The sequence below is a fragment of the Halolactibacillus miurensis genome (assembly GCF_900116255.1).
Lineage (GTDB): Bacteria > Bacillota > Bacilli > Bacillales > Amphibacillaceae > Halolactibacillus > Halolactibacillus miurensis.
In genome coordinates this window covers 395,941-407,613 of the sequence record NZ_FPAI01000001.1, presented here as the reverse complement: position 1 = coordinate 407,613, position 11,673 = coordinate 395,941, and the positions used below count along the sequence as shown (strand labels likewise).

Annotated in this window: 7 protein-coding genes; 2 read left to right on the top strand and 5 right to left on the bottom strand. The window is 40.2% G+C overall.

Going from position 1 to position 11,673, the window contains the following annotated elements:
• Positions 1-157: 157 nt before the first annotated feature.
• The 3 genes from BM390_RS01695 to BM390_RS01685 form a co-directional block, all read right to left on the bottom strand.
• Positions 158-1,639 (bottom strand): glycoside hydrolase family 43 protein, encoded by a 1,482-nt coding sequence (locus BM390_RS01695; RefSeq protein ID WP_089852784.1) that lies wholly within the window; start codon positions 1,637-1,639, stop codon positions 158-160.
• 7 nt (positions 1,640-1,646) lie between these two features.
• The gene (locus tag BM390_RS01690; protein WP_089852794.1) at positions 1,647-3,047 is read right to left on the bottom strand and encodes a family 43 glycosylhydrolase; all 1,401 of its coding nucleotides are present in this window, start codon (positions 3,045-3,047) and stop codon (positions 1,647-1,649) included.
• 559 nt (positions 3,048-3,606) lie between these two features.
• The gene (locus BM390_RS01685) at positions 3,607-5,325 is read right to left on the bottom strand and encodes a glycoside hydrolase family 13 protein (RefSeq protein ID WP_062319713.1); all 1,719 of its coding nucleotides are present in this window, start codon (positions 5,323-5,325) and stop codon (positions 3,607-3,609) included.
• A 338-nt stretch (positions 5,326-5,663) separates the two neighbouring features.
• Here BM390_RS01685 and BM390_RS01680 point away from each other — a divergent pair, with 338 nt between their 5' ends.
• The gene (locus BM390_RS01680) at positions 5,664-6,689 is read left to right on the top strand and encodes a LacI family DNA-binding transcriptional regulator (RefSeq protein WP_089852783.1); all 1,026 of its coding nucleotides are present in this window, start codon (positions 5,664-5,666) and stop codon (positions 6,687-6,689) included.
• A 72-nt stretch (positions 6,690-6,761) separates the two neighbouring features.
• Here BM390_RS01680 and BM390_RS01675 read toward each other — a convergent pair whose 3' ends face one another.
• Both BM390_RS01675 and serC read right to left on the bottom strand, forming a co-directional pair.
• Positions 6,762-9,317, bottom strand: coding sequence for a LamG-like jellyroll fold domain-containing protein (locus tag BM390_RS01675; protein WP_089852782.1), 2,556 nt, complete (start codon positions 9,315-9,317; stop codon positions 6,762-6,764).
• A 206-nt stretch (positions 9,318-9,523) separates the two neighbouring features.
• On the bottom strand, positions 9,524-10,615 hold the full coding sequence (gene serC / locus BM390_RS01670) for a 3-phosphoserine/phosphohydroxythreonine transaminase (protein ID WP_089852781.1): 1,092 nt from the start codon (positions 10,613-10,615) through the stop codon (positions 9,524-9,526).
• A gap of 273 nt (positions 10,616-10,888) precedes the next feature.
• Between serC and BM390_RS01665 the strand changes: the two genes are divergently transcribed.
• The gene (locus tag BM390_RS01665) at positions 10,889-11,617 is read left to right on the top strand and encodes an HAD family hydrolase (RefSeq protein WP_177220597.1); all 729 of its coding nucleotides are present in this window, start codon (positions 10,889-10,891) and stop codon (positions 11,615-11,617) included.
• Positions 11,618-11,673: the final 56 nt, after the last annotated feature.

The following is an 11,673-nucleotide window of genomic DNA, read 5'->3' as shown; positions in this document are numbered from 1 at the left end:
TATATTTAGAAAGAAAAAGGTGCTAGTGAGTAATTTTAGTGAGCAATCTCTATCTCACTTAAAATCCCTTCACCAACACCAAATATTATACAACCTGAATATCTCGCGCACGGGGTCTTCATTTATTTTCATGATCAAGGTAGACATTTGACGACCTTCACCCTTTTACATACTTAAAAACTTTAAACGTTGCCTGACCGCCCGCCATATCTTGACTAAACAAAAACAAGGCAAATCGAGCGCCGGTAAAATGATCCAGCGAAAAGGTAAGTGGCTCTTTAAAACCGATGGGGATAAAGGTATGGCCATCCCGATAGAAAAACTGTACATAGTCAGCCATATTTTCTGTCACCACTTCTGCTTTTAACGTGACCACTGATGAGGCTAGCGGTACGCTTTCTGTTACCACTTCTTTTCCCTCTCTAAACACCACAGACTTAAGAGCGACACCATCGCTTTCACGTTCTAACCCTACATAACGGTATGCCCCTTGAAGAATACCAAGACCACAAACATCCCCTATCGCTAAATCATGACCGATGACCGTTATTTCTCCGATCGATCGAGGAAAAGCCGTTCTTACTGTCAACATATTAGGCGCTGATAAAAAGGTTGTTGGCCCTGTTGATTTGAGCGTAATCTCACCATTATCATGATCATGTTTAATATAATCACATCTCGGCACATGATTAAACTGCCATTGCGGCTTAAAACCAAACGGCGTTGCCCAAACTTCTTTAAAGTCATCATCTGTTACTAGCGGTTGAACCGCTACATTTGATGTTTCAAACGTCGCCGGAATATCTCCCTCTACACCGAATACTGGCCAATCATTTTGAAATGTGACAGGCACAAATATCGGTAAACGTCCAACCGCTCCCATATCTTGAAACAGATACGCATACCACGAACCATCAACTGTATCAACTAGCCCGCCTTGAGCGACGCCTTGGTTCAAATAACCACGGTCATGATTAAAACAGTCTCCTCCTTCGAATGGACCAGTCAATGAAGAAGAACGGAAACACGCCTGGACTCTTCGCCAGGTTGTAGGAAGCGAATGGATTAAAAACAAGTAATAGAAACCGTTAATATATTGCAAATGCGCCCCTTCATAGCCTAAAATCGGATGTTCTTCACTGACTAATACGCGTGACAATCCGTCCGATTTAGGAGCCGTTAACGATTCATTTAATTCAAGTAAATGAATCGTACTATTTCCATAAGCGATATAAGCCCGATTATCCTCAAATAACAAGGACGGATCATGATAGAAACCTTCGACGATTCTTTTCTCCCACGGGCCATTGATTGCTTTACTCACAAAAAGGTAGGTCTTTCTTGTATCATTCGCACTGAATAAGACATAGAAATAGCCTTCATGATAGCGTAACGACGCCGCCCACATACCTTGACCATAAATGGCCTCGCCCCCCATTAACTGTTGGGCGTTTGTCTCATCTAATGTGCTAAAGACGTACGTTTGATGTTCCCAGTCTAGTAGATTTTTCGAGCGTAAAATTTCCGCACCCGGAAAGAAGTGCATCGTTGTACTCACCATGTAAAACATATCACCTACTCGAATGACATCTGGATCAGGGTAATCATAGGGAATAATTGGTTGACTGATAGTACGCATCACACACTTATCCTTTCGCAAACGTAAACTGTTTAAGCGCTGTGCGACCTTGACCATTGAAGGTAAAATATAAACTTTGTTTACCTTCAGGCAGGGAGATGGACTGTTGATACGTTGTCCACACATTCGTAAAGTCGATCGGAATTTCGCCGTGGACGTCTCCCTTTGGCGTGGTTCTCACTTCAATCACACCTTTCCCATACCCTCGCGTTGTCACGCTCACTTGATCCACATGTTTACAGTCAAAGTATTTAAAACCACACGTTGAGTTATGTGTTAAGTTTTCCACATACCCCTCTAATTGATCGCCATCTTTTCCTTCTTGCGTGATCCGAGGCATTAATGGATCTAAATATAAATCACCTGTATAAACGGTCTCTTTTTCACCAAATAGATGACAGGCGATATAAGCTGGATACGTTCCTTCTCCTTTTAACGGCACCAGATTCGGTCCAGATGATGTGATCTCTACCTGATCAATCCGCCCCTCGCTATTAATCGTCAACGGTTCCATACAACCTTGACGACTGAAGTTTGAGCCGTTGGTGTGGCGGTGATAAAAGATAAACCATTGTTTGTTGATTTCAATCATACTGCCGTGATTATTACCACCGAAATACATCGGTGTCTCTGGTGCTTTATATGTCGCTATTCCGATATCGTTATTACTGACAATCACACCTTGATACGTAAAACCTTCTGTCGGAGAAGCGCTCGTCGCGTAACAAAGTTCGTGGAAGACAATCGATGAGTAAATGAAATAATACGTGTCACCAATTTTCCGCATGGACGGTGCTTCAAAAAACTCATGACCTTTAAAACTAGACCCCTCACTATAGGGTTCACTCGGTGAGATAATTTGTGGTTCTGTTTCAATCGTCAACATATCTTCTCTGAGCACTGTGACCATCGCACCGAGTCTTGTTTGATCACCGACAGGACAAAAGCCGGTGTACAGATAAGTCTTATTACCTTCTGTTAACACACCTGGATCAAATTGCGGTTGGTCACCTTCCCTTTCACCTAAACGTTGACCTGATTGGTCTTTAACATATCCATAAAATTCAAACGGTCCAACCGGGGTATCACCAACAGCAACAGAAACGACTGAGACTTTGTCTAACACATAATAGAGATAGTATCTTCCATCGGGACCAACGGTTACATCCGGCGCATACAGACACATCGCGCCATCCGGGTTCAGTGGGTCCTGTTCTTTTTTATAAATCACGCCTTCATATCGCCAATCAGCTAAATCATCGACAGGTGCTGAATAACAAACATAATCATTCAAACAATAGACGTGGCCGTTAAACTGATCATGTGAACCGTAGATATACACACGGTCACCAAACACATACGGTTCCGCATCAGGAATGTATTCCCACGATGGTAAATATGGATTCATTGCTTGTTTCACGTTACTTCTCCTCTTTTCTTCCTTCTTTTATCAACAAAACATCCTATTAGATTCAGTTTATCAAACATCGCGACTGAAAGATTAAACAATCTATTGAAAAAAACATAGAGAATAGGAGAAGATTTTGTTTCTAACACAAAAAATATTTTTAATTCACATTAACTTTATCGGAATTATGTGTTATACTGTTTTTAACACAATGAACGGAGTGATATGAATGAAACGTATTCCTATTATTGATATCCGCAGTTTTGTTTTATTATTAATATTAGTACTCATCATTAGTTTTGTTCGCCTATATAGTTAAGATTTATCACGACATGACAACAAGTCTGTCTTTTAAACCTTATCTCTGATGACTTTTCTATTAATGAAGACGTAAAAACCAGAAAATTCATTAAACAAAATAGCTCACAGTCTATCTAAATAAACATTCTTTACTTAAAAGCACCCGTCCAACAGATGTCTGGTGCTTTTTTCTGTCTCTTTTTGTTAGAACAAAAAGAGACGACGGATCACTTATCAGTGCGCCGTCGTTTAAAAAGGTCTATTTAACTTGTTTAATCACCCGATACCCATAACCTTGAAGGATGTCATCCTCATTAGAAGTAAGTATCACGTCTCCTTCATAATCAGATACATGGATAGCTTCCGCTGTTGGATTGATGATGAAAATTAATCGTTCATCGGTTGTTTCTTTTTGATAGATCAAACACTCATCGGTTGTGTCGATAAAACTAAACGTCGCCTCATTCGAAAAGCCCACTTCTGTTTTTCTTAGATGAATCAGCGTTTGAATAAAGGTACGTAAATCTAAGTCTTGTCTTGTTTCATCCCAAATCATGCAACCGCGGCTTTCCGGTTCTTCACCGCCGACCATACCGATCTCATCTCCGTAATAAATACAAGGTGAGCCTGGGTAAGAGAATTGGAACAAGTACAACAGTTTCGCTTTATCCTCAGAGCCACCTGTTTGAGTAATTAAGCGCGCGGTATCATGGCTTGCTAGAATATTAAAGAGATGCTCTGTCACGTGTTGTGGATACATGTGTAACAGATGAACAATACGGTCTTTAAAGGTTTGTTGGTCAATCGATTGTTCTTCAATATAACGTACCAAACTATCCACAAGTGGATAGTTCATGACGGCATCAAACTCATCACCACGTAACCACCGCATGGAATCATGCCATGCTTCACCGACAATATAGATATCTTCTTTGACGCTCTTCACAGCTTCTCTAAATTTACGCCAGAAGCGATGATCTACTTCATTGGCTACATCTAAACGCCAACCATCAATACCAAATGCTTCAATCCAATATTTACTCACACCGAGTAAATAATCTTGAACATCTTTATTTTGTGTATGTAACTTTGGCATACGACTAACGAAACCAAAGGCTTCATAATTAGGCTTCGGTTCTGTTTGAATCGGAAAATCATGAATATGGAACCAATCTTTAAAGCGTGATTGTTGCCCATTTTTTAATACATCCTGAAATGGCTCAAATTCATAACCACTATGATTAAATACCGCATCTAACATGACCCGAATGCCACGACTGTGGCATGCTTCGACTAGACGTTTAAATGTCTTTTTATCACCAAAGTGTGGATCAATCTCATAATAATCAACCGTATCATACTTATGGTTACTCGGTGATTTAAAGATTGGGGTAAAGTAAATACCTGTGATTCCTAAATCTTCTAAATAATCGAGTCCATCGATAACACCTTGTAAGTCCCCGCCATAAAAACTCTTTGGTGTGACGACACCTTCTTCCCAACCAGCGGCATCACTTGGCGAAATACTCGGATCACCATTTCTAAAGCGTTCAGGGAAGATTTGATACCAGACGGTATCTTTTACCCAATCCGGTGCATGATATTCATCACTTGGATGAAAATATGGAAAACAGAAATAATCGCCAATTTCTTTCGACGGTTCTGTGAAAATCCCACGTTCAAGATAAAACACCTCTTCACCGTCATAAGCGGTAATTTTGAAGCCGTAACGCATCCGGTTGTTCGGTGGTTCGACTTTTGCTTTGTAGTAATCCACCGTTGTTGTTTCACCTGTTCGTTCAACTGGCACTACCGTATAATTCCATTTTTTATCTTCAAAGTCATACGGATCGCCGTAAATAAGTTCAACTTTCTCGGCATCCTTGTGCTTTGTTTGAAGGACAAGATGAATCGTTTGATCGTCATATCCGTAAGCGTATTCATTTATTGCTCGGTGAAAAATCATTGCTTTTTCCATTCTACTCTTTCTCTCCTTTTTTACATTTGAGCAAGCGGTTGCATTTTTATGTTTACTTACCCTTGTTTTTTGTTGTTTATTAACTCTATATACGCTTCTAAATATAAACGCTTACATTCATATGGTCAAGCCTTTAAAGAAAATCAATTAAATTAAATAAGCTATTTAAATCTCAAGTAAAATCATATATAATTAAAGTACGCGCTTTCACTTTTTTCATCAACCGTTTGCATGCGTGATTTCACAGATGTTTTCTGTGAAATTTATTTTCCATAAAAAAGGAAACGGATACATCCGTAACCATTTATAACATGAATTTTTTAAGGAGGCACAAACCTATGGCGGTAACCATTAAAGATGTTGCCAAAAAGGCAGGGGTGGCGCCGTCTACGGTCTCACGCGTGATCGCAGATAGCCCGCGCATCAGTACTGAGACAAAAAAACGCGTGAGAAAAGCCATGAAAGAATTAGGCTATCATCCAAATGTTAACGCACGAAATCTAGCGGTCCGTTCATCAAAGGCCATCGGCGTTATTATGCCTTCATCGGCAGAAACAGCTCTTCAAAATCCGTTCTTCCCTGAAGTTTTACGTGGGGTTGGTACCGTTGCCCATGACACGGAGTATTCTTTATACGTTTCAACAGGGGGAAATGACCAACAGCTGTATGAAGAAGTGAAACGTATGGTCTACGGCCACCGTGTTGACGGCATTATTTTGCTTTATTCACGGATGAACGATGCGATTATGGACTTTTTAGTAGAAGAAAAGTTTCCTTTTGTAGTTGTTGGTAAACCTTACGAAAATGAAGCCAGTATTACTTATGTAGATAACGATAACGTGAGCGCAAGTAAAGAATTAACGAAACACTTAATTGATTTTGGCCATCACGATATTGCCTTTATCGGGGGGACGACAGATCTTGTCGTGACGTCCGACCGATTTGAGGGCTATAAACAAGCGTTAATTGAATCAGGTATCAAGGTGAGAGAAGACTACGTTATTAATGATGAATTCAACCGATCTAGCGGTAAAAAAGCCGTTGAGAAGTTGTTAAAGTTAAAAAACCCACCAACAGCCATGGTGATTACGGATGATATGATGAGTCTTGGTGTGATTAATATGTTAGAAGAGTTTGGACTCGATTGTCCTGATGACGTTTCCATCACAAGTTTCAACAACTTGTATTTATCAGAAATTACTAGACCACCCCTCACTACCGTTGATATTCAAATTTATAAACTGGGCATCCAAGGCGCCAAATGTTTAATTGAACAACTACAAACAAAAGATGAGCCAGCTAAACGGGTGATTGTTCCTTATGCGATTAAGTACCGTTCATCTACTAAACGTTTTGAACCTTAAATAACTTTTAATCATAGACAAACCCAGCGATATTTTATCGCTGGGTTTGTCTATTTCATTTAATGTAGTCTCTCATTCAGACAGCGCTTGAACCTCTGCTTCAGATAATGCTCCAGCAAATATTTTTACCTCATCAATTAAACCGTTAAATGGCGTATCCCAGTGGTTAACACCAAGCGCAAAATAGCTCGAGGCATCAAAGTAGTGCGGTAAGCCTTCGCCACTAAAAACTTGTTCATCATTGATGTAAAACTGTAAACGACCATTATCTACAACAACAACCAAATGACTCCACGCGTTTTCTTCGATTCGCTCACTTGCTGAACCATCAAACCACGACGTACTACCTGACCAAACCATTGTCTGTTCTGTATGCCCATACGGAACGACACTAAGCCATTCATCTGGACTTTTCGCCCCAAAGAAGAGCGTTGTATGTTGGGTCAAACTCAGCGGTTTCACAAATAAGCTAACCGTATAGCTTGATAAATCAATTAAGCCGTCACTGAACCTTAAACCGTTTGTTCCATCTAATAAGACCGCTTCTCCGCTTATGCCCGCTTCAAACGTCACACCATCACCAGGCGCATCAATTCTTTCACCCGTCGGTGTAAGGTCCGCCATATGACCGGTATCATCTGAGAGTTTCCCGTCAAAGGAGTAATGACTAACAAGCGCTGCTTCTCGTTCACCGAGAACGGTCACATGGAATGTTTTATCTTTTGTCACATCTCCCGTTGTGACAGCAGCAGTTAACTCAACCTGGATATCTTCACGGTCTTTTCTTGTTACTTTACCATCAGACGTTAACGTCGTTTCATTACTTGACGTCCAAGTAATCGTCGTATCACCCACATCCGTTGTTTTCAACGTAAGATCTGTTGTTACCTCTTCCGGCACAGTTAATGCGTTTAATACATCTTCGGCGATTTCTTCTGATGTTCGTGTTTCTTCAACCGTTTGGACACCCCAAATCGAAACACCTTGGTCTGATAGGGCCGTAAAGCTTAACACACCTTGTTTATTTAACTCATCCCAAACTTCCACAAACACACCCTCATATGTGATATCGTTGATGGCGATGCTGGCATAATAGCCGTCTTGTTCCCAAGTACCGTCAATCGCACCACTAATCGTGCCATCATCATGTAATACTATTTTCACACTTTCTTTTATATCGCTCGATCCGTCTTTTCCGTGATTAATATATTTATACGTTCCAGTAATGTCATCTGTCGTGATATCTTCAGACAAGGTTTCATTCGCATATCGTTTCGGCGCAACGACACTCCAACCTTGTCTGTTCATAAACATTTGATGTATACGTACCTGGAAACTCTCTCCTTGATTCGGGAACCGGGTATGGAAAACGAGGAATTGTTGATTCGTATCTGGGTCTGTATAAACAGAATTATGTCCAGGTGATACATAGCCTTGCCCCATTCCAAAGCCAGGTTCATGATTGTCTCTTAAAAATAAAAAGTTCCCCATTAATTTATTCCCGTACTGTGTATTCGCTTGATTTGGTGGTAAAACAGCCGGTGCACCTGCCGCATCAACATAAGGACCCGTCGGATTTTCTGATCTGAATTGACGCATATGGTAACCACCATCTGCCCCCAACCAACCATAAGTGACATGTAGGTAATAGTAACCTGTTGCTTCATTATACTCAACATAAGGGCCTTCACCTGACTCAAAATGCCCCCCAGAAATGTTCGTCCCAAAATATCGATCAATCATTCGACCATCTTCTGTTAGACTATCTTCTTTCGGATAAATCACTTCACCTGTTTCCTTATCTAATTCAAGTAAATAAATGCCCCCTGACCAAGACCCGTAGACCATGTAGAGCTTACCTTCGGTATCATAAAAAAGGTTCGCATCAATCGCATTTGGGTAATGACGGTTGTTGAAACTACCATCCGCGTTAAACCACGCATCATTCACTTCACTTACTTTTCCTTCTTCAATCAACTCATCGATATGCGTGTTTTCCCATTGTTTATTTACCTCACTCTTATCATCATAACTTTCAGCGGCCGTGAATCCTGAATAGACAAGCGTATCAACATACTCATAAGGCCCTTCAATATCTTTTGATACCGCAAAACCAATCGCCGATCGAATATATGTTGAAGAGGCACTGTAATGCATCATATAGGCCCCCTTTGTACCATCTTCATTCAGATAATGTTCATTCCAAAAGATATCTGGTGCCCACACCGCAAAACCACCAGAAGAATCTGCATCATCTTCACCAGCCCATCGGAATGATTCTTTTAAGTTCTCAGATAAATCACCATATAAGACATTGTCAGGTGTCGTATACCCATTTGTGAACCGTTCCCAACTTAATAAGTCCTGTGACTTGGCCGCTTCAATATGGGTACCAAAAACGTAATACTGATCGTCTACTTTAATAATCGACGGATCATGTACGGACACATCTTGATATGTCGGTTCTGTTAATGTCGATGTAAATAGCGGCGCGTCACTTATACCTTCTTCATCCACACCACTATTTACTTCTTCTGTACCTTGATCTTGGTTGACACTTTGGTATATGATAACAGTTGTGATGACAACCAATGCCACCACAATACCTAACCATCCTTTTTTACTCATCACGCCACTCCCTCTCATAAACTTGTACTTACATTTTATAAAGCGTTTTCATTTTTGTCAATGTTTAAACGTACAAGTTTATGAAATAACCTTCAACTTTATCCAATAGATAGCTGTTCACCTACAGATACAAAAAAACCAATAGAAAAAGATGATCAACTCGACCTGAGCTGATCATCTTTTCCCTTTCTTTATATGACTACCTGTTATTGATTGTTTTGATCAAATTCTTTAATAAAATCAACAAGTGCTTGTACACCTTCCATTGGCATGGCGTTATAGATACTTGCCCGCATGCCGCCAACAGAACGGTGACCTTTTAATGTCACAAGTCCGCGCTCTCCAGCTTCTTTAATGAATTTCGCTTCAAGTTCTGCATCACCTGTTTTAGAGATAAACGGGACGTTCATCCAAGAGCGGTCACGATCTTTAATTGTTGCTTCAAATAACACAGAGTTATCAATCGTTTCATATAGAAGATTTGCCTTTTTCTCATTTAACTCAGCCATCTTAGCTAATCCACCGATATCATCTTTGATCCAATCAAAGACAAGTTTCGCCATGTAGATTGGGAATGTTGGTGGTGTATTATAGACAGAGTTTGCTTTTTGATGTACGGCATAATCTAACATCGTTGGCACATTCTCAGGCGCACGACCAATCAGGTCGTTGCGTGCAATAACAACAGTCATACCCGCTGGACCAATATTTTTCTGCGCACCAGCGTAAATTAAACCGTAATCTGTCACATCAATCAATTCTGATAGAATATTTGATGACATATCGGCAACAATCGGAATATCACCTGTATCAGGTAATTCATAGAAACACGTACCTTCGATTGTATTATTCGTTGTAATATGAACATAATCCGCTTCAGGATCAATCATGTCACGAGTGACTTTCGGAATATGAGAAAGGTCCGCGCCGTGTGAATTAGCAATCACACGCGGTGTACCATATTTCTTCGCTTCTTCATAGGCTTTTTGTGACCATGTACCGGTAATAACATAGTCGGCTTTCTTGTTTTTAATCATCAAGTTCATTGGCACCATCGCAAATTGCGTTGACGCTCCCCCTTGAAGGAACAAGACAGTATAATTATCAGGAATATTCATTAACTCACGTAATGTTTTTTCTGCATCTTGGATAATATCCATAAATAATTTGGAACGGTGACTCATTTCCATTACTGACATGCCAGAGCCTTTATAATTGGATAACTCTGCCTCTGCTTTTTTTAGTACACTTTTCGGTAATGTCGATGGTCCTGCTGAAAAGTTATAAACTGGATTCATAAATTTAACCACACCTATTCTTTTAGTTTTTTTACCATCTTTCTTTATTTAAAATAAGGTCCCCCTTATTTCTCCACGTGACATAAAACGAAGCTCAGTTTTTATGCGAGTCTACTCGACCCATTATATCAAAAATCCCTCTCTCATTCAAGTGAATATTCTCAAAATTAGCACAATTGAAAGCTATGAAACTTTTTCACGTACCCTTTTTATGTTAGAATAGATAAAGATAAAATGCAAATAACCGACACAGAGAAGAAAGAGGCGACCACGATGACACAACAGGTAACGACCGTCATTTTCGATGTTGACGACACGTTATATGATCAACACTTCCCTTTTAAACAAGCATTACTTGATAGCTTCACTTACCCACTTAAAGAAGCAGATATTGAATCGTTGTATCTATTAAGCCGAAAATATAGCGATGATGTATTTGAAGAAGAACAAAGAGGAGAAATCACGACAGAAGACTTGCAAGTTTACCGCATCACTGCGTCAATGAGAGACTTAGGCTATGAGATTTCAAAACAAGAGGCCCTTTTGTTTCAAGATACTTACATCGCCTACCAAAATAAAATCACGCTCATACCCGAAGTAAGAGCGTTACTTGATTATTTAGCAGCGAAAGACGTAACATTGGCTATTCTCACAAATGGGAATGCCGATCACCAACAGATGAAAATCAACCAACTCGGCATGAATCAGTGGGTGAAGCCGACTCACCAATTCATTTCAGGCGCACTGCCATTTCAAAAACCAGATAAACGGGTATTTGACCATATCGTCAATACACTGAACCTGAATAAAGACACCACTTTTTATGTTGGGGATGCTTATGTAAATGATGTGTTAGGGGCTAAGGGCGCTGGACTTTCGGTCGTTTGGTTCAATCATCGTCTCCGCGAACCTGAAGGAGAGATACGACCAGATTATACAGCCACAACTGCTAAAGACTTATTAGCATTCTTTAAAAGTCAACTTGGCAGTAAGGACCGATGACTCACCATTACTTCTACTTTAATAGACGTGTAACTACTCTTTAACACACCGAAACT

Coding starts and splice junctions, on each gene's coding strand:
- BM390_RS01675 (WP_089852782.1), bottom strand. CDS start 9,317: ATGAGTAAAAAAGGATGGTTAGGTATTGTGGTGGCATTGGTTGTCATC.
- BM390_RS01690 (WP_089852794.1), bottom strand. CDS start 3,047: ATGAATCCATATTTACCATCGTGGGAATACATTCCTGATGCGGAACCG.
- serC (WP_089852781.1), bottom strand. CDS start 10,615: ATGAATCCAGTTTATAACTTTTCAGCAGGACCATCGACATTACCGAAA.
- BM390_RS01680 (WP_089852783.1), top strand. CDS start 5,664: ATGGCGGTAACCATTAAAGATGTTGCCAAAAAGGCAGGGGTGGCGCCG.
- BM390_RS01665 (WP_177220597.1), top strand. CDS start 10,889: ATGACACAACAGGTAACGACCGTCATTTTCGATGTTGACGACACGTTA.
- BM390_RS01695 (WP_089852784.1), bottom strand. CDS start 1,639: ATGCGTACTATCAGTCAACCAATTATTCCCTATGATTACCCTGATCCA.
- BM390_RS01685 (WP_062319713.1), bottom strand. CDS start 5,325: ATGGAAAAAGCAATGATTTTTCACCGAGCAATAAATGAATACGCTTAC.